This is a genomic window from Longibacter salinarum, assembly GCF_002554795.1.
In the GTDB taxonomy this organism is placed as follows: Bacteria; Bacteroidota; Rhodothermia; order Rhodothermales; family Salinibacteraceae; genus Longibacter; species Longibacter salinarum.
The window spans coordinates 47,982-70,020 of record NZ_PDEQ01000007.1; the positions used below are offsets into that span (position 1 = coordinate 47,982).

Here is a 22,039-nt window from a genome sequence, read left to right on the forward strand (position 1 = left end):
AATCGGTACGTTGAATCGGGGACGGGGAGCTGTGCTCACCGCAGGCCGGAGTCCGGCCGAACATCAGGGCATCCCGTGTCGAAATGCATCGGGGGTAAAAGGTCAACACGCCAACCGGTTCGCGGATGCGCGCGCATTTCTCTTACATTTTAAAATCTAAGGCGAACCTACTCCGGATGAATGCGACAACGGAGACCATTTACTCGTCATCGGACTTCAGCTTTTGTAGTTCACTCCACCGCGGGTCGACCGGCTCCTCCACATCCTCAGGATCGTCCGGCGTGCCGAATGCCATCGTGATGTCTTCGTCTTCGGCTCCGGGCGCCACCTTGCGCTGCGGAATCGCGATCATGATCGTGTCGCGCACGATATCGGTGATGTCGACCTCTCGGTCTCCGCGATTGAGCGGGCGCACCTCGTCGTAATCATCCGTCTCGGCGCCCACAAGCTGCTCTGGACCGAAAAGGACGCTGTACTGCCCGTCCACACGCTCGGTAAACTGCTCCAGCGTCCGATCACACGTCAGCTCCGCATCCGCTTCGACGCCGATGTGAAGGAGCAGGCGATCGCGATGCGCCTGAATGGTAATATCGACATGGATATTCGAGATATCGTGGATATCATCGAACGGCTCCAGTTCGAACTCAAGGTCGCTCGCCTCCGGAGTGAGTTCGACGTGGTGGACGCCGGATTTGAACGGCGTAATGTCGAGTTGCAACATGGGAGTTCGACGGATGATGCCATGGAGCGAAACGAAACCGCACGCGGACGGCGGCAAAAAAGGAACGTTGAAATGAGAATGGACACCGCTAGTTCCACCTCCCCCACGTATGAAACGGGTCTGTGACGCTCCTGAGACCGCTCCGCGCGCCCGAGGCGGGGCGTGCCCCCTTCTCGCACGACCGTCATTTCCGTATCCGAATCTTAGAGCGAGAAGACCGCTTCGCCAGGTCGCGACGCGGCGACACGGTTGCCCGCCTACCGGATCCATGAAATCCCTCCTCGACCTTGACGTTGCCGGGACCGATGATTATCGTTGATGTCCCTTTGGCGATAGGCTTCGGACCCGTCGACCCGGCTCGATACATGAGCCCAAACACATGCGAAGAGCGGGGGGCAACCGCAAAAGAATTGCCATTCGTCAAGACAGGGGACACGTGAGAATGACCGCGCGCTGCGTCGATACCATACAGGCGACGTCGGCAAAGACCTATCGCCTCCTCGCCACCGGACGACGCCTCCTGCACACTGCAGGCGCATCCATATCGTGATGTCTCACAGAACGCTACACGGCACGATGAAGCCGGCATCTTCCTGATCGCGTAATTTCTGTGAGCAAGATGTGGATAACCCGTTTATATCGGGTAGTCTTCAGCATATTTTTCCACACGCAGAACGTATCCTCGCCCACCAGGACCCAACGGAACGTTCACATAACACCACAAGCCGGTGGCAATCAACGACTTAGGCTGTGTGGATAACGTGTTGATAAGGTGTGGACGAATAAGCCGGGGTGAATGGTGACATGGGTTACACCACCATGATTCCCCGGATGGGTTGTGGATAAAGTATGTAGTCGTGTACGCCATTCTTGGTCATTTCCTGGTCTGCCCGGTGCGAACCGAACCGGTGCATGGGTTTTTAGCCGGGTTCTCCGAAGGCGGCCCTCCAGCCGACAGCGGATGGAGCCTTCTGCATGAACCTCCGTACACGAACTGCGCATTGGATGAATGATGTGCACGAGGCCGTTTCTTCCCACCACGGGTCCGGCTTCGATGCTCCCCTATCACTCGTATCGTTCTTTCCTGGCCGCTGGAGTATATTCCGCGGCAGACGGCTCCCACACGCTATGGATCAGTCCGCCGAAACCGCCTGGGCGCAGTGCCGCGAAATCATCCAGGAGAACATCAACCGGCAGAGTTTTAAAACGTGGTTCGAGCCCCTCAAGGCCCAGTCGCTGACAGAGGAGGACGGCCTGCGGAAGTTGACCATCCAGCTTCCGAGCAGATTCTACTACGAATGGCTGGAGGAGCACTATTTCTCCCTCCTCCGAAAGACGATCACGAAGGTCCTCGGCCCCAACGGCCGCCTGTTCTACGACGTGGTCATCGAGAAGGAGAATCCGGAAGAGCCGGAGCACGGGGCCTCAATGCAACTTCCGGCCCGCCGCGGAGACGATGTCAGTCCGGACGCCTCCGAGGCTCCTCCGAATCCCGCGGAGATTGACGCCCCTGAGGGTCGTCGGCAGGAGTCCTCGTCATCTCGCTCACGAGGGAGCGAGAACCAACCGTCACCGGCCCGGGATGGTGACCCGTCTGCCGGCCCGCCCGGCTCTCAGCAACCGCCCGTCAGCAATCCCTTCGCGATCCCGGGCATCCAAAAGGCCGAGATCGACAGCCAGCTCAACAGCAGCTATACGTTCGAGCGGTTCATCGAAGGCGACTGCAACCGGCTGGCCCGAAGCGCCGCGTGGGCCATCGCGCAGGAGCCCGGCGCCACGAGCTTCAACCCCTTCCTCATCTACGGCGGCGTAGGACTCGGAAAAACTCACCTGATCCAGGCGATCGGCAACTACGTCCAGGCCAAGGAGAGCGTCGACACGTGCCTGTACGTGTCCAGCGAACGCTTCACGACCGAGTTCGTCCAGTCGATCCAGCGGAATCGCATCAGCGAGTTCTCGATGTTCTATCGCCAAATCGACTTGCTCATCGTCGATGACGTCCAGTTCTTCAGCGGGAAGGAGAAGACGCAGGAGGAGTTCTTCCACATCTTTAATGCCCTGCACCAGTCCGGCCGGCAGATCATTCTCTCTGCAGATCGGCCGCCACGCGACATCGAAGGCATCGAGGAACGCCTCCTCTCCCGATTCCAGTGGGGCCTCTCTGCTGACGTCCAGTCTCCCGGCCTGGAAACCCGCATCGCGATCCTCCAGCGCAAAGCAGAGGACGACGGCATCGAACTCGAGCAGGAGGTCATCGAGTTCATCGCCCACAACATCAAGAGCAACATCCGCGAGCTGGAGGGGGCCCTGATCCGGCTCCTTGCCCACGCCACGCTCCACCAGCGCGACCTGGACCTCGATCTCGCGAAAGAGGTGCTTCGCGACCTGATGCAAGATATGCAGGTCAACCTCACGATCGAAGAAATTCAACGGATCGTCTGCGACTACCTCGACATCCCGGAAGACCTCGTTCGTGCAAAAACCCGCAAACGAGAGGTCGTTCGTGCGCGACAGATCGCGATGTACTTCTCGAAGAAACTCACGCAGCACTCGCTCAAGACGATTGGTCTCCACTTCGGCGGGCGCGATCACTCCACCGTGATCCACGCCAACAACACAGTGGAAGACCAGATCGAAACCGACGATCAGTTCGCGAGCATGGTGGAAGAGATCGGACGCAAGATCGAACTGCGCTCACGGTGATGCGGTGTGGAAGTGTTGATGTCTGAAGGTGTGAAGGTGTTGAGGTAGCTGATGTCTTGGGGCTGCACCGCAACATCGACTCAGCGTGGAGTCACACGCCGAATCCGCAATCCTTAACCCTCAATCCCGAACGTTTCAACGTTCAACGCATCAACGCGTCACCGACCCAACGCCCCAGACGTAAACTTCCTACGAAAGCGATCGAATGACGGGGTCCTCGGTCCTACACATGCATTGTACAGTACGTGGATCTGCTCTCTCGTTTGTATTGTACAAAGCGGTCCCCAAGCATTGATTTTCTACTTTCCTTTCCGCTTCAGCTCCTCGTCCCGTCATGAAATTTACGACCAAGTGCGGTGATCTGCTCGACGCGCTCAACACCGTGAAGGGCGCCGTTCCGTCGAAGAGCACACTCCCGATCCTGGAGTGCATTCTCTTCGAACAGGAGGACGATGCACTTCGGCTGAGTGCGACCGACCTCGAGATCTCGATCGTTCGCAAACTGCCGGTTCAGTTCGAAACGAACGGCACGCCAGAAGCGAACACGGTTGCCGTTCCTGCCAAGCGGTTGACGGATACGCTCCGCGCCCTGCCGGCCGACATGCCGATCGACTTCTCCACGGACGCCGACTTCGAGATCCGTATGGACACGGATCAGGGTCACTACAAGATGGTCGGCCACGACGGCGACGACTATCCGGAGCTTCCGGAGATCTCCGGCAAGCACGAGATCACGACGGAAGGCAACCTGCTCCGCCGCGCGATCGACAAGACGAGCTTTGCGGTCAGCAAGGATGCGCTTCGCCCGGCGATGATGGGCGTCTACTTTCAGGTCGGTACCGATGAAACCAAGGCGGTCGCGACGGACGGACATCGCCTTGTCAAGCTCGTGCTCCCGACCCTGACCGCTGCTGAAGAGGTCAACTTCATTGTACCGGAGAAAGCGACGAAACTCGCGGGGCGTGTCGTCGAGGACGATGAGATCTGCACTCTGGCGGTCGACGAAGGCCATGTGTCGTTCGAATTCGGCAACTCGCGCGTGCTCGCCCGCCTGATCGATGAGACGTACCCGAACTACCAGGCGGTTATCCCGAAGGAGAACGAGAAGCGGCTGACCATCAACCGCGAAGACATGCTCAACGCGGTCAGGCGTGTCGGCCTCTACTCGTCCAGCATGACGAACCAGATCCGGCTACAGATCTCGGGCGACAGTGTGACGATCTCTGCGGAGGACGTGGAACGCTCCAGTGAGGCGGAAGAGGTGGTAAAGTGCGACTACGATTCCGACGACATGGAAATCGGGTTCAACTCCGAGTACCTGACCGAGGTGCTGAGCAACGTGACATCGGAGGAGGTCGTCTTTCAGCTTAGCTCGCCCAACCGCGCAGGTATTGTCGTTCCGGTCGACCAGGAAGACGACGAGGACATCCTGATGCTCATCATGCCGGTGATGCTGAAGTCGTACGCCTGACCCAGCCGCCGGTCCGCACCGGCCATGCGAACATCCGACGGGAAGCAGGGCCCAGTGCCGTGCTTCCCGTTTTGCATGTACCGGTCCCGAGAATGCGACCGCCTTCCGGCATCCGCAGGACGCTGCCTTCTCAGTCGTACGGGCTCGACATCGTGTCCGGCTCCTGCATCGGCGCCACCTTCTGCAGCCGCTTCAACATCTGCACCGCCTCAGCCGCCCGCCGATTGTCCCGCCGCGCCAGGACCTGAAGCTGATCCCGAGCGGCATCCGGTTTCTCCTGCGCAAGGAACGCCTTCGCGAGAAAGAAACGGGCTTCGAGGCCCAGGAACGACGCCGATGATTCGCGCTCGATGACCTCCTCCAGAAGCGACATTGAGCGGGCCAGCGGCACCTCCTCGTATCGCGGAAAAAGACCGAGCGTCGTGGTGCGCGCCTCCCGAAGCTGATTCAACGCCTGCAGGAAAAGCCGATCGGTGCTGACCGTATCGTTCTGTGCAGCCAACGAGTCCGCGACGTTCATCCGGTAGCCTTCGATCCGGGTCTCCGACACGTCCAGCGCCGCGAGCTGATCGAGCGGCGACCGGGTTGCACGATCTACGCCCAATGCACTGGCATAAAGAACAGCGGCGAGGAGAAATGAGGAGAAGATCCACTGGACGGGCTCCGGCCAGCCAGCGACCCAGCCGAGCACACGACCGCGCTCGGCCTCGGTAGCATTCCCAGCCTGTGTCCCGTGGGTCGAGGACTCGGATGAAGAGACGGAAGACATAGAAAGGAGGCGTTGAGACTCGAGGCACAAACGGAGAGGGACCACCGCTTCTTTCTCTCCGATACGCCATCCCCCGGCGCTCGTTTTCCCGTTCGCACAGAGGCCCACAGTTTCCGCTCGGTCTTCGCACGTAAGACCGTTTGGACTGTAAAATGTCGGTGTCCCCAACGGCTTCGATTCGCCATTCGCGCCACTCCGTAGCAGAACGTTTGAACGTATCCCGTTGAGAACCGGTTTGGCGGATGGGTCTCAAAAATGCAAGATCGGTCGTTCACGTTCACTCGCAGGCGTCCCGAGAACCGACCGTCGGAAGGTCCGTCCTTTGGGATGGCCAAAGGCGGTCCGCCAAACAGGTGTTGAAACGGTTCTCTTTCCAACTCGGAGGCGCTGCGAAGACACGGTTCGGCCGACCCCGACAATATCATTCGGAAAACGTATAATACCCCGACCATGCTCGATGCGCCCGGTTGAATCGCCGAACGCACTTCGCTCCGTCACGCGGGTGGAGCGAAGCCTTCAGAGATTTTCCGGAGGTCCGGGTCGCGGCGGAGCTCGTTGAGCGCACGGCACTTGTAGGTTCGCACTGTCGGGATCGACTTCCCGGTGGACGCCGCGATGGTCTCGAAGCTGCACCCATCCACGAAGAAGAGACGCGCCGTGTCCTGCAGATACGTCGGCAGGCGAAGGATGGCCGCGAGAAGCACTCGGCGGATCCGTGGCGCATCGTTGTACGTCGGAGCCGGTTCGCTGACAGCAAATCCTCGGAGATCGTCAATGGACGCCAGTGCCCGGGATCGCTTGGCGTAATTCACGAACGTATTTCGGCACACGACGCTTACCCAGCTCGCATACCGGACGATGGCTGTCGCATCGTGTCGCGTTCTGCAGGTTCGCCGGATGGAACGGGCAATCAGAGCATCCATGTCCGAGGGCCGACGCATACTACTCCGGGCGGCCTTGGACAGAAAGTAGCGCCATGTAAAACAGTACGTCCATAGATCGACGATCTCACGATCGGAAAGTGCACCGGACCGAGCCCACCGTGCGTATACATGGTTCAGACGGTCGGTGTCATCGAGCGGGAAGGGGAGTTGCCGTAGGAGGGGACGCAGCCGGGAAGAGGTGCGCATGGTGAACGAACCGGGCGGCGACAAACGTCACCACCCTGACAATTAGGAACGGAAGTCGACGGCGGGGGCCGCACCTAACTCTATACATTGTAAATAATATAATCAAGTATTTATGTTCATTTACTTATTTTATATGCCATTATAGGGGTAGATTGCCGCGAGGAGGCTCAAATCAAGCGTCAAAATTGCAGGAAGACGAAATGGACGCGCAACCTCGAAACGTGGCACACGTGCTAGACAGCCTGATGTGTTGCGCGGAGGGCTCTGCACTACCGGAACGATGAACCGGTTCGGTGAGTTGAGCCTGTTTGCCGTGAGCGCCGGTCCTGGTCCATCCAGACAGGTCTGGCTGCTTTCGTGATTGTCGCCGTGCGCGCAGTGATCGTATTCGTGGTTCAGTCAACCTGGCTGTAATCATGAGAGGTCGTGTGCGGCGCGCCGAGCCTGCATCCTCGGACCCCGAGTGTATAATGACGAGACCCACCGATGGACAGCCAAAGTTTTAAAACGTTTAGCGCGAAGTCGTCCGACGTCGACCAGGAATGGTACGTTGTTGATGCGACCAATGAGGTCGTCGGTCGCCTCGCGAGCCGGATTGCCCGCGTCCTGCGCGGGAAGCACAAGCCGACCTACACTCCGCACGTCGACACCGGCGATTTCGTCGTGGTCGTAAACGCGGACAAGGTTCGCTTCACCGGTCGCAAGGAGACGGACAAGACCTACCGGACCTACAGCGGATACCCGGGTGGCGAGCGCGAAATAAGCGCGGAAGAAGTGCGCGAGGATCATCCTGAGCGCCTCATTTCGAAAGCCGTCAAAGGCATGATGCCGAAAGGTCCTCTTGGACGCCAGATGTTCAAGAAACTGAAGGTATACGCCAGCGACGAGCACCCACACGAGGCCCAGCAGCCGAAGCCGCTCGACGACATCAAGTAGTCGGGTCGGCGCTCCTGCGCCCTTCCCCGTGACATGCGAGACGGGCCGCACCGCTCGCATTCACCGATTTTCTTTTCTGCATAACCTTCCTCTTCCCATGGCAACACTCACCCAGTTTCAGGCCGTTGGTCGTCGCAAGACCTCGACGGCTCGTGTGTACCTGCGCCCCGGCGACGGCACCTCGTTTGAGGTTAACGGCCGCGACGCATCCGAATACTTCCCGGTCGCCTGGCGCCGGCGGTCGCTTGACCAGCCGTTCAGCGTTACCGACATGATCGGCAACTTCGACGTGAAGGTTACCGTCTCCGGCGGCGGCCTCACCGGACAAGCCGAAGCGATTCGCCTCGGCGTCGCCCGTGCGCTCGTCAAGTATGACGAAGAGCTGCGTGGACCGCTCCGCGAAGCCGGCTTCCTTACGCGTGACGACCGCATGGTCGAGCGTAAGAAGTACGGTCAGCCGAAAGCTCGTAAGAAGAGCCAGTACAGCAAACGTTAAGCACCAAGTCGAACTGCGAAGGTCGAGGAGCGAAGTGGTTCTACATTTCGCATTTCGAAATCCGCATTTCGCACTCCAAATCAATCATACGGCCCGATGCGACGGTGGGTTGACGGGGACGATAGGTGCCTCGCGCCGCTCGTTCCGGTTTCGCCGCGCATATGACGGTCGTAGTAGCCGAAACCCAATTTCTCCTTCCCCAGATACAGCACATGGCAGACAAAAAGACGCAGAACCCCGACGCCGTTGACGAGACTGAACTCGACGAAGAGGTCGAAGATACGGACGTCGCGGACGAAGAATACGACGATGACGAGGACCTCGACGAAGACTACGACGATGAGGAAGAGGACGTCGTAGACGAAGAAGAGGATGATGAGGATGAGGATGAGGACGACGCCGAAGAAGGCGAATCGGCCTCCCACCGCGCCACCATCGAAGAGCTGCTGAAGGCCGGTTCGCACTTCGGTCACCTCACCAGCCGGTGGGATCCGCGCATGAAGAAGTACATCTTCATGGACCGGAACAACATCCACATCATCGACCTGATGCAGACGCAGGTCCTGCTCGACAAAGCGGCGGATGCGGCCCGCCGGTTTGCCCGTCGCGGCAAGAAGATTCTCTTCGCCGGGACGAAGAAGCAGGCCCAGGAAATCGTCCGTGAGCATGCCGAAGACGCCGGCATGCCGTTCATGGTGCAGCGCTGGATGGGCGGTACCATGACGAACTTCCAGACGATCCGCCGGTCGATTCGCCGGATGGAAGACATTGAGCGTATGGAGAAAGAAGGCACGCTCGATAAGCTGAAGAAGAAGGAGAAGCTGATGCGGATGCGCGAGCACGAGAAGCTCGAGGCCACCCTCGGCGGGATTCGCAACATGGCGAACCTGCCCGGCGCGATCTTCATCGTGGACGTGAAGCGCGAGCACATCGCCGTCAGCGAAGCCCGCAAGCTGGGCATCCCGATCATCGCGATGGTCGATACCAACGGCGACCCGCGCAACATCGACTACCCGATCCCGGCGAACGATGATGCGCTGAGCTCCATCGAGCTCGTCACCTCCACGATCACGGAGGCGATCCACGAGGGGCTGCAGGAGCGCAAAGCCAAGCAGAACGCGAAGCAGAAGCAGCAGGGATAACCCCGCCAGCGGCATCCGGGCCGGGCTCAGTTGAGTCCGGCCTTTTTACCGCCACATCTGAACGCCGGCGTCCCCCGCGCCGCTGCTGCATGTGCACGACGACATTTGAAACGAGGAATCAATACTGCCACCTATGAGCATTTCCGCAAAAGACGTCAAGGCCCTTCGCGACGCCACCGGCGTCGGCATGATGGACTGCAAGAAGGCCCTGCAGGAAACGGACGGTGACTTCGACGCAGCTGTCGAACTCCTCCGTAAGAAAGGCCAGAAAGTTGCCGCCAAGCGCGCGGAGAAGGAGGCCGATGAAGGTCTCATCTCGATCGCTATTAGCGAAGACGGATCCGCCGGCGCGATCGTTGAAGTCAACTGCGAAACCGACTTCGTCGCTCGCAACGAGGACTTCGAATCGTTCGTCGATCGTATCGCCGATCTCACGCTGACGGAGAAGCCGAGCGATCTCGACGCACTGCACAGCCTCTCCTACAACGGTGAGGCCACCGTCAAGGAAGAGCTGGTCGCCATGACCGGCCGCATTGGCGAGAAGCTCGACATCCGCCGCTTCCGCGTCGTGGAAAGCCAGGAGGGTGAAATCATCAAGTACGTCCACCCCGGTTCGAAGCTCGGCGTCATCGTGGAGGTATCCGGCAACGGTGACCGCGAAGAGGCGGGCCGCGACGTGGCCATGCAGATCGCCGCCCTCGACCCGATCGCCGTGGACCGCAGCGAGGTCCCGGAGGAAGTTCAGGAGAAGGAGAAGGAGATTGCACGCGACGCTGCGATCAACGAAGGCAAACCCGAGCACATCCTCGACCGCATCGTCGAAGGCAAGCTCGAGCGCTTCTTCGAAGATCACGTTCTGCTCGAGCAGTCCTTCGTGAAGGACGCTTCGCAGTCCGTCCAGGAGATGCTCGACGACGCTGACGTGAAGGTGCACCGCTTCGTGCGCTTCGCCCTCGGCGACTGATCTACTTTTCCGCACCATTTGCCAGCCGACCGGCGTTCATCGATTTTCTCGACGAACGGTCCGGTCGGCTGGACTTTGCGGGCTGGATTTTCGATCGTAGCCTTATGCCCGCCTGACCCCGCGACTCCGATCCCCGATGGCTGAGACCTCTACCGACGCTCCGATGTCGACCGACGCTTCCACCGACCTTACCTATTGTCGTGTCCTGCTGAAACTCAGCGGCGAAGCCCTTTTGGGCACCGACCGTGAGTTCGGCATCGACGAACAGGTCCTCCGCACCTACGCAAAAGAGGTCAAGAAAGCCGTGGAGCTCGGCGCGGAGATAGCGATCGTAATCGGCGGTGGAAACATCTTCCGCGGCGTCCAGAATGCCATGAAGGGCATGACGCGGGCGCACGCGGACTACATGGGCATGCTGGCGACGATGATCAACGGTATGGCTCTGCAGGACGCACTCGAACAGGTCGGACTGCAGACGCGCCTCCAGTCCAGCATCAAGATGGAGGAGATTGCTGAGCCGTTCATCCGCCGACGTGCGATTCGTCACCTGGAAAAGGGGCGCGTCGTAATCTTCGGTGCCGGCACCGGCAATCCGTACTTTACGACGGACACCGCAGCTGCCCTCCGCGGCCTAGAAATCGACGCGGACGTCATCTTGAAAGGAACGCGCGTGGATGGCGTCTTTACCGCCGACCCAGAGAAGAACGACGACGCCCAGCGCTTCCGCGCCATCCACGGCAAGGAGGTCATCCGCCGCGGACTCAAAGTGATGGACATGACGGCGTTCACCCTCTGCCAGGAATCAAGCATGTCGATTCTCGTATTCAACATGGGCATTTCCGGCAACCTGCGGCGCGTCCTCAAGGGCGAAAGCGTCGGTACGCGCGTTCACTGGAACGATTCGGAGTCCATTGCCGAACATGCAGACGCATAAGCCGTCTTGCATCTGCTGACGGCGGCCATACAATTCAGGCCGTCCCCGCGTTAGCTCGCGAATGCCGCCCCAACGGAGGGCGGCACCGAGCGCGACATCCTCATGCACACTCTCCCCCGAGCTGATATGTCTGACGATCCCGTCCAAGACGTTCTCGACGACGCAGATGAGCGGATGGAAGAAGCATTCAACTTCCTGCGTTCGGAATTCAACTCAATCCGCGTCGGGCGTGCCGCACCGGCCATGCTCGAAAACGTGAAGGTCGAATACTACGGCAGCGTTGTGCCCCTGAACCAGGTGGCGAGCGTGACCGCACCGCAGGCCGATCTGCTGGTCGTCCAGCCGTTCGACCGCAACGCGATCGGCGACATCGAGCGCGGCATCATGACCGCGGATCTCGGCCTCAACCCGAACAACGATGGCGAGAAGATCCGCATTCCCGTGCCGCCGCTGTCCGAGGAGCGCCGTAAGGAGCTGGCGAAGAAAGCTCGTGAGCGGGCCGAAGACGCCAAGATCTCGATCCGCAACATCCGCCGCGATGTGAAGGACGAGCTCAAGAAAACGGTCGAAGAGCACAACCTCTCCGAGGACGTCATGTACGGCGCCGAGGAAGACCTTCAGGAGATCACGGACAAGTACACCAACAAGTCCGACGACCTCCTCGAGAAGAAAACCGAAGCGATCATGAAGGTGTGACCGCTTCGCGTTGATACGTTAAAACGTTGGGTCGTTGGGACGATAAACGCGAAAACGCATCAACGATCCAACGCATCAACGCTCTCGCGAATTTCGGATGAGGGCGCTGCGGGCCGGATCATTGGACCGGAGTTGACATTCGAGATATCACGTTTTCACGATCCGGAGGGGTGCCCGAGCGGTCGAAGGGGCTCGCCTGGAAAGCGAGTGTGCCGTTTTCGCGGTACCGAGGGTTCGAATCCCTCCCCCTCCGCACGAACCTGACGCGACCCGTCCCGCCGACGCATCGCGTTAGATGACACCGAGAAGCCGAGTTGCCTGTGCATGGCGGCTCGGCTTTTTCTCTATCCCGCACCATCCTTACGTCGACCGGAGCGCTCGCTCCTTTCTCCATGATCAACAGCATGACCGGGTTTGGTCGCGGTTCGGCCAGCCATGCCGGCGCCACCGCAACTGTCGAAATCAAAAGCGTGAACAAGCGGCACCACGATGTGTCGGTCCGGATGCCGGGCAACCTCGCCGAGAAGGAGTCGGCGATCCAATCGGCTCTCCGCGACACCTTCGAACGCGGTCAGTTCACCGTCTACGTCGACGTCGAGTCCGATATCGACACGACCGTGCCCTATCGCGTCGACGAGGACGCAACAGCGAAGTACGCAGCGCTGCTCCGCACCCTGCAGTCCGCCGCGGGCATCGACGAGCCGATCACGCTGGACGACCTCCTCCGGTTTGACAACGTGTTGACGGAGGATCGCCCCGACGATGACGCCCTTCTGAAAGAATCCTGGGCAGCGGTCGAGGCGGCCACGCAAAACGCCATTCAGGAACTGGCAAAAATGCGGGCGCAGGAAGGCCGTGCGCTCCGTGAGGACCTGGAGAACCGCCTGGAGGCGATCGAAGACGATCTGGAAGCCGTGGAAGCGCGCGCACCGGAGCGCGTCCGTGAGCACCAGCAGCGCCTGCGCGACCGCCTCGCCGAAATCGTCGAGGACGAGCGCATCGATAACGACCGGATCGAGACCGAAATCGCCGTGCTCGCAGACAAGCTTGACATCAGCGAGGAATGCGTCCGACTCCGGTCGCACATCGCGATGTTTCGCGAGTCGATCGAAGACGACGAACCGTCCGGGCGCAAGCTCAAGTTCATCACCCAGGAGATTCACCGCGAGGTCAATACGATCGGGGCGAAAGCCAACGACCCGTCCATCAGCGGATGCGGCGTTCGCATGAAAGAGGAAGTGGAAAAAATTCGAGAGCAGGTCCGTAACGTCGAGTAACGCTACCTTTCTTCTGCCCTCACCTCCCATTCAGCGTTGAGCGCTATGCCTAAAGACCGAGCCATCATCGTGCTCACCGCTCCCAGCGGTGCCGGCAAAACAACCATCGCTCATCGCGTCCTGGAGGAGCGTCCAGGCCTCTCCTTTTCGGTATCCGCCACGACCCGCGACGCCCGCCCCGACGAGACAGACGGGGAGGATTACCATTTTCTTTCGGTGGACGAGTTCGAGAAACGGATCAACCGCGGCGATCTTCTGGAATACGAGCAGGTCTACGACGGCCTCTACTACGGCACGCTGAAATCCGAGATCGCGGAGAAGTCGAAAGACGGCGGCGTTCTGCTGGACATCGATGTCAAGGGGGCGGTGAACGTCAAAAAGGCGTTCGGCGATGACGCGCTCGTTCTCTTCGTCGCCCCGCCGTCGGTCGAAGAACTGGAGCGACGCCTCACCGGGCGCGGCACGGAAACGGACGACGCCGTGACGACACGGCTGGCCCGAGCCCGCATGGAATTGGGAATGCAGGACGAATTCGACGCCGTGGTTGTGAACGACGACCTGGATGAAGCCGTCGAGGAAACCTTATCGTACGTCGACCGGTTTATCCAAAGCTAATCGCCGGAGAACCGCAGCCATGCCCTCCGGTCACAGCGTCACCAACTCTTGAAGCACGCCAGACCCCGACTCTTTATGGCTATCGAAACGCTGGATGTTGACGAGCTCGCCAAGCGCACCGGCAACATCTACGAGACGGTTGCGATCCTGTCCAAACGCTCCCGCCAGGTCGCATCGAACGTGAAGTCCGAACTCGACGACAAACTCTCCTACTTCGAAGGCTTCGGCCCGGAGATGGAGGACGTTCGCATGCAGGAGGAGCAGGAAGAGGTATCTCTCGAATACGAGAAGATGCCTGAGCCGACGGAAGTCGCCATTGGCGAGTTCCTGAACAACGAGCTGTACTACCGGAAGCCGTCGGAAGAAGAGTAGCACTCCGGCAACGGTTTTGGCAGACGCCCGACCGGTGGGTCGACGCGGAGTCTTTCGCTCCCGCGGAGCCTGTCCGACCGGGCGTTTTGCGTTGTAGCCCCCGTCTCCGCTCTGCGTCTGCGTCATGTCCGACTCGCCTGCGTCTCTTCCGAACCTGTCCCGCCGCCGAATCCTGCTGGGCGTCACCGGCAGCATCGCCGCCTACAAATCCGCTCTGCTGGTTCGCCTGCTGAAAAAGTCGGGCGCGTACGTGCAGGTTCTGATGACGGAGGGCGCATCCCGCTTCATTTCTCCCCTCACGCTCGGCACGCTGTCGGAGCGCGAGGTCCTGACGGAGATATTCCCCGAGGGCCCATCCTCGGAGGACGGTGGCTGGACGAAGCACGTGGACCTCGGCCTGTGGGCAGACCTGCTCGTCGTCGCCCCCGCTACGGCGCAGACACTCGCGAAACTTGCGCACGGGTTTTGCGACTCGATGCTGACGGCCACCGCGCTGTCGGCCCGATGCCCGATGATGGTGTGTCCCGCGATGGATCGCGACATGTACACGCATCCATCGACGCAGCGCAACCTTACCCTTCTTCGCGAGGATGGGCATATCGTGATGCCCGCCGCCCACGGCGAGCTCGCCAGCGGCCTCGTCGGACAGGGGCGAATGCCGGAGCCGAACGCCATCGTTCAGCGCATCGCCCATGAGCTCGAAGATCGCGCTTTTGCCGCGGATCGGGATGCGCACGAGAAGGCCCCGAACGAAACACGTGCGGTGGAGAAGCCGAACGATTCTCTGGACGGGAAACGCGTACTCGTCACGGCCGGCCCTACGCAGGAGCCTGTCGACCCCGTTCGGATGCTGACGAACCCGTCCACCGGCACCATGGGCTTCGAGGTCGCGCGCGAAGCGGCCCGACGCGGTGCCGACGTAACGCTCGTGGCCGGACCGACCTCGCTCGACACGCCGCCCGGCGTTACGCGCGTCGATGTGCGCACGACCGAAGAGATGCACGAGGCCGTTCAGTCGCGCCGCGAAGAGGTCGACCTGGTCGTGATGGCCGCAGCCGTTGCTGATTACACGCCGAAGAATCCGTCCGACTCGAAACAAAAGAAGGAAGACGGCAACCTGGTGTTGCACCTTCGGCGAACACCCGATATTCTGAAAACCCTGGGCGAGCACAAACAGCCGGGACAAACACTGGTCGGCTTCGCCTTGGAAACCGACGACGGACCGGCGAACGCCCGGCGGAAGATCGAGCGGAAGAACCTCGACTGGATCGTCCTCAACGACCCGAAGGAAGAGGGCGCGGGCTTTGGCACGAAAACCAATCGCGTCACGCTCTTCCATCGCGACGGATACGCCGAGGAGGTGCCGCTACAATCAAAATCTCAGGTCGCGCGCATTCTTCTCGATCGCGTCACCGCGTCGGTCCCCGAACCATCCGGCGAGACGCCCTGACTTGCAACCTCGACGAACGACCTACTAAGCTCTTCACTCTTCCCTCCCGATGCGTTCTCTCCTCCAAGAATTGCGCGGCGTCATCGAGCGCGAGGCGTCCCTCCACGGACCGCTCGTGCCCCTTGATGCTCCGCCGACCGATACGGACGAGGATGCTTCGGCTACCGAGGATGACGCTCCCACGGTGAACGAGTCTTCTCCGTCAAACACGTACTCGCAGCCGGGTGAGGCAGCCACGGACGATGCATCCAGCGTAGACGCCGACGACCTGCCGGCTCCGTCCACCGCGTCCGATGCCTCCGCCGGGGACGCCCTTTCTTCCACTTCTTCCTCCAACGACGCCTCCATGCCCAACCAGGACCTGTTCGGCAACGAAGTCGATCCCACCGAAGACCCGTCCCGCCCCCCGAGCGAACGGATCGAAGCGCTCATTCCTGACGACGCGCCGTACAAGGATATCGACTCGCTGGCGGAACTGGAGAAATGGGTTGCAGAGAACACACTCGTTCCGATCGACGAGGACCGCAAGAACCCCGTCTTCGGCGTGGGCGACCCGAACGCCGACCTTTTGATCATTGGGGAGGCTCCCGGCGCAAACGAAGACGAGCAGGGAGAGCCGTTTGTCGGCCGTGCGGGCAAGCTTCTCGACAAAATCCTGCAGGCGATCGAATTTGACCGACAGGACGTCTACATCGCCAATATCCTGAAGAGCCGTCCGCCGAATAACCGGGATCCGCTCGCCGAGGAAGTCGAAGCCCATATCCCGATTCTCTATAAACAGATTGCACTCATCCAGCCTGCGATTATCTTGTGTGTGGGCAAAGTGGCAACCAACACAATGCTTGACCGGAGGTCATCTCTCGGTTCGCTTCGCGAGAAAGAACATGACTTCTACGGCATCCCGCTCTATGCGACGTACCACCCGGCCGCCCTGCTCCGCAACTCGAACTGGAAGCGTCCCACGTGGGAGGACGTCAAGCTAGTTCGGACGCGCTACGATGAACTCACCGGCACGTCCTGACGGCGCCTGACCTGCTGGCCGCCCCATCCGTCTCCGGCGACCGGCACACCTCGTTTTCCACATCAGACGGCCCCTCCCGAGCGCTCCCAAATTCCTCTGCCCGTTTTCGCCATGGCCGACTCCGGCGATCAGTCCAAATCCCCGCGCATGAACATCGACGACACGTCGCGCCCGTCGTACCCGCTCGACAAGATGCGGGGACGGCAGAGCGATCGGCGGCGTCAGCAGGCCGATGCTGTGCACAAAAAGTCGGGACGGGTGCCACCGCAGGCCACGGACGTGGAAATGTCCGTCCTCGGCGCGATGCTGATCGAGCGCGAGGCCATTCCGAAGGCGATTGAGGTGCTTCCGCCCGAGGCGTTCTACAGCAGCAAGCACCAGAAAATCTACGAGTCGATCCTCAACCTCTTCGAGCGGGGCAACCCGGTTGACCTCGTCACGCTGACGGAGGAACTGAAACGTCGCGACGCTCTCGAGGAAATCGGCGGAGCCTATTACCTGACGGAGCTGACGACGCAGGTGGCCTCGGCAGCGAACGTCGAGTACCACGCCCGGATCATCGCGGAGAAATCGCTGCTCCGCAAGATGATTGAGAAAATGACGACCCTCGTCGGCCAGGCCTACGAGTCCGGCGCCGATGCCTTCGAACTGCTCGACCAGGCCGAGAGCGAGATCTTCTCCATCTCCGACACGCAGCTCCGGAAGGCGGCGTCTCCGCTCAACGACGTGGTGAAAGACACGCTCGAGCGGCTGGAGTCCATTCACGGGCAGAAGGGCGGCATCACGGGCGTCCCGAGCGGCTTTACGAAGCTCGACGACATGACGAGTGGATGGCAACCGTCCGATCTCATCATCATCGCGGCGCGGCCCTCGATGGGTAAGACGGCGTTCAGCCTTGCCGCCGCGATGAACGCCGCGATGCACCCGACAAACCCGGCCGGCGTGGCGATTTTCTCGCTGGAGATGGGCGCGCAGCAGTTGGCTCAGCGTCTCCTCACGTCCGAGGCCCGCGTCGATGCGCAGCGTGCGCGAACGGGTCGCATGAAAGATGACGACTGGCAGCGACTCGCCCGCGCGGCCGGTAAGCTGAGCGAAGCCAACATCTTTATCGACGACACGCCCGGACTCAGCGTGCTCGAGCTCCGCGCAAAGTGCCGGCGCCTGAAGGCGGAGCACGACATCGGCCTTGTCGTGGTTGACTATCTGCAGCTGATGCAGGCCTCCGGTGCTGTTCGCAGCGGCGCCAACCGTGAACAGGAGATCGCCCACATCTCACGGTCGCTGAAGGGGCTGGCGAAAGAGTTGAGCCTGCCGGTCATCGCGCTGTCGCAGCTCAACCGTAGCGTCGAGAACCGCGGCGGCGACAAGCGCCCGCAGCTTTCGGACCTTCGCGAGTCCGGATCGATCGAGCAGGATGCCGACGTCGTGTCGTTCATCTACCGTGCCGAGCGCTACGGCATCACGGTGGACGAGAACGGCAACTCCACCGAAGGAATCGCCGAGCTCATCATCGGGAAACAGCGCAACGGTCCGATCGGCACGGTCGAACTGGCCTTCATCGACCGGTACGCGCTGTTCGAGAACCTCACCTCCCGCTACAACGACAACGACCAGGGCGGCTTCGGCGGAGGAGACGATTACGGCGGAGGAGACGGCTACAACGGCCAGGACGGCGGCGGCAACAGCTTCGAGGACGACGCGCCGTTCTAATTCGAAATGCGAAGTGCGAAATGCGAAATGCGAAGTGGTACAAATAAAAAACGCGCCCGTCGGAAGTAGCTTCCGGGGCGCGTACGTCGTTCGGGGCTTCCCTAAATCAACCCTTTCCAGAAAGCCGATCTTTCAGCAAGGGAACGTCATTCTGGACAACTTCCAGATCTATGTTGAGGTAATCATGAGCGAGACGGTTACGCATTCCGATAACAGCACGCCACGGTACCTCACTTACACGTCTACGAAAAGACTCCGATAGCTGACGGCTTGCCTCTCCAATGATTTCGATCTGCCGAACCGTCGCATCCTGGAGCATCCGATTCTCTTCAAAGGTTTGCCGGTCCACACCGCGAGTGTACTCTTCAATCTGGTGGATTGCGTCCATGATGTGCTCCACATACACTCGATCTGTCTTCATAGAGCACAACCCGATCTTTTTCTAGATATGGGCGGATGTGGGGGCTGACAGAGCGTTCGGTCACGAGCTCCACGCGAGCTCCGAGCGTCTCCGATAATTCTTGCTCAAGTTCGAACCACTTCAACCCGAGAGCGGGGCGCTCCGACGCGGGACGCAAATCGACAAGTACATCGACATCACTGTTCGCATCGTGCTCCTCCCGGGCGACGGACCCGTACAGCGAAATGCGGGACGCAAAGGGACGAAGCGCCGGGACGACCACCTCTCGTACACGGTCAATGGTCAGCGTCGGAGGCGACATGAGAAATTGTAAACGAGCTTGAAGCGACAGTCCGAGGGTGAAGCCGTTCGTTGCAACACACTCAATATACGTGTACGCCACCCAAACGAAAAACGCGCCCGTCGGAAGTAGCTTCCGGGGCGCGTTTCGTTATTGCCGTAAGTCTGAGGTGACGGGCGGATTCGAACCGCCGTACGAGGCTTTGCAGGCCTCTGCCTAACCCCTCGGCCACGTCACCTTCTGGGGACGGAACGGGGCGGGGGTCGCCGCTCCGCTCGTGCGATATCTAGGAATGCATGCCCCTCTGGACGGTTCCGACCGCGCTCCCTACATCCACTCTATTTTCGAAGAGCATCGCTCGAACAAACCGTGGAAATCGTTTCCGATCAATGCTCCCCCGGTTTTACACCCATCCCTTCTCCTTCGCCTCCCGGTAGCCTTTCGCGCGAAGCTTAGACGCCGGGTTGTCGAGTTGTCCGTAGCCCCACTCGTGGAGTTCGGAGCGATCGCCGTTGTAATCCGTGTGGCTCATCACGCGGACGGTCTCCAGTACATCGCATCCCGCGACCGTCACAAGGTCTGCCGCAAGCTTCCACGTCTCCGCCTTCGTGAGGTACATCAGCGGCGTGTGGATGCGCAGGTCTTCATCCATGGCCAGCGATAGGCTCGTCTGCATCGAGTCGATGAAGACGCGGCGGCAGTCCGGGTAGCCGCTGTAGTCCGTCTGGCACATCCCGCCGACAAGGTCATGGATGCCGCGGTTGTACGCGTAGCTCGCGGCCGTGCTGAGAAAGAGCGCATTGCGCCCCGGGACGAAGCTCGCGGGCAGGTCCTCATTCCGCTCGTGCGCGGCGCTCATGTCCTTCTCGTGCTCCGTCAGCGCCGAGCCGGAGAGCGTGCCCTCCATGTCGATGATCTCAAACGGGACATCCGCCTTTACCGCAATCTTGCGCGCCTGCTCCGTCTCGACCGCGTGCTTCTGCCCGTAGTGAAACCCGAGCGCGTGGACCGACGCGAATCGGTCGAGCGCCCAGAACAGGCACGTCGTAGAGTCCTGCCCGCCGGAAAAGAGCACGAGCGCGGAGCGGTCGGTGGAATCGGGGTGCGGCATAGAGAGAATGGTACGGGTCAGGAAAGGTCGACATTGGAAACGTGGACGACACCAAGCAGCGAAAACACATTTGTGCTCGACAGAGCAGGGCTACTCCGCAACAGCGATTTCCACGCGGCGGTTGAGGCGGCGACCGGCGTCCGTCTGGTTGCTTGCGACCGGGCGCGTCTCGCCGTAGCCGGCTGTGTCCAGCCGATCGGCCTCGATTCCGTGCTCGGTGAGCCAGCGCTTGACGGCTTCCGCGCGTTTCTGAGAGAGCAAACGGTTGGATTCAGCGCCACCCTCGCTGTCGGTGTGGCCCTCTATGACGAATCGCGTGTCGGATCGGTTCTGCATAACCCGCTGCACAGCCTGCAGGGTCGGCTCGGATTCAGCCTGGATCGTCGCCGAACCCGTGTCGAACAGAATGTTGCGCAGTCGGACGCGGCCCTCGGCGTTCAGGTTTTCTTCGATCTGAGACGTTTCGCTCTGTGGAGCGAGTTGCAAATCGACGGTCACCTCCGTGCCCGCTTTGAGGTCGACCGGCTCCGACGTAGAGGAAAATCCAGGTTTCGCGGCCCGCGCCACCACGAGGCCCGCCGGCACGTCGGGAAGGTGGTATCGTCCGTCTTGGTCCGTTTCGACTGCGTCCAGTGCGGAGGACACGAGGACGCCCGGCAGCGGGGCTCCAGTTTTCGCGTGTGTTACACGGCCGCGCAGCGTTCCCGTCGAGGGAAACGTGTCGGGGTTGACGAGCACCTGGACGAAGTCGATCGCGAAGCCATCTCCCGCTCCCGTCGTCGGATCGTCGATTCGCAGCGAGAGACGGCCATCCTCCAGAAGATCATGGTAACCGGGAAGGATTTCGACGGTGACGAGCTTCCCGATCGGGCCGGTTTGATTGAGCGCGTTCAGCACTTCTTCCATCACCGGATACCGTTCCCCGTCGAGCGTCACCTGATACGTCGACCCAAAACGCGGGGCCTGAAAGTCGTCGAGAAAGAGCTGCAGCGCCACGGTTTCCACTTCAATGCCACTCAGGTCCGTCGTCATCTCAATGGCTTCAGCGGGCTCTGCCACCTGCGAGTAGCCGTCCTGCCCTTCCGGCGGCGAGCCATCGTAGCCCGTGCCGATCATAATGCGATCCGTTCCGGCGGGGTCGCTTTCCTCCGGCTCGAACGGGTACGCGTGCGGTGGCGTCGAGCGCCCCGAGAACGGCGTAAAGCCCCACGGCCACCCGAACCCGAGATTGTCGATGTCGCCGACGCGCACCAGCAGATCCGCCAGTACGGTGTCCCGTGTGGTAAATGTCGGCTGCGCCCAGTTGTCCGGCCAGCTGCGCGCCTGCTTCACTCCGGAAACCGTTCGGGCGTTGGGCTGGGCATCCGGGACGCGCGTCTTCAGCCAACACCGGGCCTTCTCCCCCTGCACGCCAGGCTCTACGTACGTAAACGCAGCACACTGAGGCTCATCTGCGCATCGCCGCGCACACTGCTCGGGCGGGCCATTCATCTCGATCGAGCGGTAGTCCGCACCAGGTCGATCCGTCTTCGGCTCGATGGTCATGCCGTCTACCTGTGCCCGCGCACCGGGCACCGCAATCACAGCGAAAATAACTACACTGATGAATGCAAGCGAGACGGAGACGTTGAGATGGCCAGACATGAACACGGACGCGTGGGCGAAGGGGAAGAGAACCCCGGGCGACAGAAACAGAGCGATGGCTAAACATCGACGGCCCGAGTCACGAATTCAACCCGGCTGCCGAGTCCGACGGATCGCTGCGTGTTCGCCGGGCTAATCAAAAAAATCGGTCCCTCCAGTCGAACTGAAAGAAGCGC

General features: G+C 60.7%; 21 protein-coding genes and 2 tRNA genes. 15 read left to right on the top strand and 8 right to left on the bottom strand.

The features are described 5' to 3' along the window. Positions 1-199: 199 nt before the first annotated feature. Positions 200-721 carry a YceD family protein gene (locus CRI94_RS13545; RefSeq protein WP_098076772.1) on the bottom strand — a complete coding sequence of 174 codons (522 nt, stop codon included), beginning with the start codon at positions 719-721 and terminating at the stop codon, positions 200-202. A gap of 1,128 nt (positions 722-1,849) precedes the next feature. Between CRI94_RS13545 and dnaA the strand changes: the two genes are divergently transcribed. Both dnaA and dnaN read left to right on the top strand, forming a co-directional pair. Next, the gene (gene dnaA / locus CRI94_RS13550) at positions 1,850-3,424 is read left to right on the top strand and encodes a chromosomal replication initiator protein DnaA (RefSeq protein WP_098076775.1); all 1,575 of its coding nucleotides are present in this window, start codon (positions 1,850-1,852) and stop codon (positions 3,422-3,424) included. 334 nt (positions 3,425-3,758) lie between these two features. Then, positions 3,759-4,895: a DNA polymerase III subunit beta gene (gene dnaN, locus CRI94_RS13555; RefSeq protein ID WP_098076778.1), complete on the top strand. Its 1,137-nt coding sequence runs from the start codon at positions 3,759-3,761 to the stop codon at positions 4,893-4,895. A 130-nt stretch (positions 4,896-5,025) separates the two neighbouring features. Here the strand turns inward: dnaN and CRI94_RS13560 are convergent, their stop codons facing one another. Both CRI94_RS13560 and CRI94_RS13565 read right to left on the bottom strand, forming a co-directional pair. After that, positions 5,026-5,664, bottom strand: a complete 639-nt coding sequence (locus CRI94_RS13560) for a hypothetical protein (RefSeq protein WP_098076782.1) — start codon at positions 5,662-5,664, stop codon at positions 5,026-5,028. Between the two features lie 494 nt (positions 5,665-6,158). Further along, entirely contained in the window at positions 6,159-6,794 is a 636-nt protein-coding gene (locus CRI94_RS13565) for a sigma-70 family RNA polymerase sigma factor (RefSeq protein ID WP_098076785.1), read from the bottom strand. Between the two features lie 486 nt (positions 6,795-7,280). Here CRI94_RS13565 and rplM point away from each other — a divergent pair, with 486 nt between their 5' ends. The 13 genes from rplM (at position 7,281) to dnaB (ending at position 18,407) form a co-directional block, all read left to right on the top strand. Continuing rightward, positions 7,281-7,730 (top strand): 50S ribosomal protein L13, encoded by a 450-nt coding sequence (rplM, locus tag CRI94_RS13570; protein ID WP_098076788.1) that lies wholly within the window; start codon positions 7,281-7,283, stop codon positions 7,728-7,730. Positions 7,731-7,827: 97 nt separating this feature from the next. Continuing rightward, complete coding sequence (rpsI, locus tag CRI94_RS13575) at positions 7,828-8,226, top strand: 30S ribosomal protein S9 (RefSeq protein WP_098076791.1); 399 nt, start codon at positions 7,828-7,830, stop codon at positions 8,224-8,226. Between the two features lie 212 nt (positions 8,227-8,438). Further along, positions 8,439-9,368 carry a 30S ribosomal protein S2 gene (gene rpsB / locus CRI94_RS13580; RefSeq protein ID WP_098077212.1) on the top strand — a complete coding sequence of 310 codons (930 nt, stop codon included), beginning with the start codon at positions 8,439-8,441 and terminating at the stop codon, positions 9,366-9,368. A 133-nt stretch (positions 9,369-9,501) separates the two neighbouring features. Beyond that, positions 9,502-10,332: a translation elongation factor Ts gene (gene tsf, locus CRI94_RS13585; RefSeq protein ID WP_098076794.1), complete on the top strand. Its 831-nt coding sequence runs from the start codon at positions 9,502-9,504 to the stop codon at positions 10,330-10,332. Positions 10,333-10,468: 136 nt separating this feature from the next. After that, the gene (gene pyrH, locus CRI94_RS13590; protein WP_245846196.1) at positions 10,469-11,266 is read left to right on the top strand and encodes a UMP kinase; all 798 of its coding nucleotides are present in this window, start codon (positions 10,469-10,471) and stop codon (positions 11,264-11,266) included. 126 nt (positions 11,267-11,392) lie between these two features. Further along, the gene (gene frr / locus CRI94_RS13595; RefSeq protein ID WP_098076797.1) at positions 11,393-11,962 is read left to right on the top strand and encodes a ribosome recycling factor; all 570 of its coding nucleotides are present in this window, start codon (positions 11,393-11,395) and stop codon (positions 11,960-11,962) included. Positions 11,963-12,126: 164 nt separating this feature from the next. Next, a tRNA-Ser gene (locus CRI94_RS13600) sits at positions 12,127-12,215 on the top strand. 139 nt (positions 12,216-12,354) lie between these two features. Beyond that, a complete protein-coding gene (locus tag CRI94_RS13605) occupies positions 12,355-13,239 on the top strand; it encodes a YicC/YloC family endoribonuclease (RefSeq protein WP_098076800.1) in 885 nt (294 codons plus the stop codon). Positions 13,240-13,284: 45 nt separating this feature from the next. Beyond that, the gene (gene gmk / locus CRI94_RS13610) at positions 13,285-13,854 is read left to right on the top strand and encodes a guanylate kinase (RefSeq protein ID WP_098076803.1); all 570 of its coding nucleotides are present in this window, start codon (positions 13,285-13,287) and stop codon (positions 13,852-13,854) included. Between the two features lie 75 nt (positions 13,855-13,929). Then, positions 13,930-14,226, top strand: coding sequence for a DNA-directed RNA polymerase subunit omega (locus tag CRI94_RS13615; protein ID WP_098076806.1), 297 nt, complete (start codon positions 13,930-13,932; stop codon positions 14,224-14,226). Positions 14,227-14,350: 124 nt separating this feature from the next. Continuing rightward, positions 14,351-15,676, top strand: a complete 1,326-nt coding sequence (coaBC, locus tag CRI94_RS13620) for a bifunctional phosphopantothenoylcysteine decarboxylase/phosphopantothenate--cysteine ligase CoaBC (protein WP_098076809.1) — start codon at positions 14,351-14,353, stop codon at positions 15,674-15,676. Between the two features lie 49 nt (positions 15,677-15,725). Then, positions 15,726-16,697, top strand: coding sequence for a uracil-DNA glycosylase (locus CRI94_RS13625; protein ID WP_098076812.1), 972 nt, complete (start codon positions 15,726-15,728; stop codon positions 16,695-16,697). A 111-nt stretch (positions 16,698-16,808) separates the two neighbouring features. Further along, positions 16,809-18,407: a replicative DNA helicase gene (dnaB, locus tag CRI94_RS13630; RefSeq protein WP_098076815.1), complete on the top strand. Its 1,599-nt coding sequence runs from the start codon at positions 16,809-16,811 to the stop codon at positions 18,405-18,407. Positions 18,408-18,513: 106 nt separating this feature from the next. Here dnaB and CRI94_RS13635 read toward each other — a convergent pair whose 3' ends face one another. From CRI94_RS13635 to CRI94_RS13655, 5 genes are all read right to left on the bottom strand, one after another. Continuing rightward, entirely contained in the window at positions 18,514-18,828 is a 315-nt protein-coding gene (locus tag CRI94_RS13635; RefSeq protein ID WP_098076818.1) for a HepT-like ribonuclease domain-containing protein, read from the bottom strand. Beyond that, entirely contained in the window at positions 18,773-19,129 is a 357-nt protein-coding gene (locus tag CRI94_RS18165; protein ID WP_143815407.1) for a nucleotidyltransferase family protein, read from the bottom strand. The genes CRI94_RS13635 and CRI94_RS18165 overlap by 56 nt, the downstream gene beginning before the upstream one ends. Positions 19,130-19,275: 146 nt before the next feature. Next, positions 19,276-19,346, bottom strand: a tRNA-Cys gene (locus CRI94_RS13645). 165 nt (positions 19,347-19,511) lie between these two features. Further along, positions 19,512-20,219 carry a 7-cyano-7-deazaguanine synthase QueC gene (gene queC, locus CRI94_RS13650; RefSeq protein WP_098076825.1) on the bottom strand — a complete coding sequence of 236 codons (708 nt, stop codon included), beginning with the start codon at positions 20,217-20,219 and terminating at the stop codon, positions 19,512-19,514. 90 nt (positions 20,220-20,309) lie between these two features. Then, positions 20,310-21,863 carry an OmpA family protein gene (locus tag CRI94_RS13655; RefSeq protein ID WP_098076828.1) on the bottom strand — a complete coding sequence of 518 codons (1,554 nt, stop codon included), beginning with the start codon at positions 21,861-21,863 and terminating at the stop codon, positions 20,310-20,312. Between the last annotated feature and the right edge of the window lie 176 nt (positions 21,864-22,039).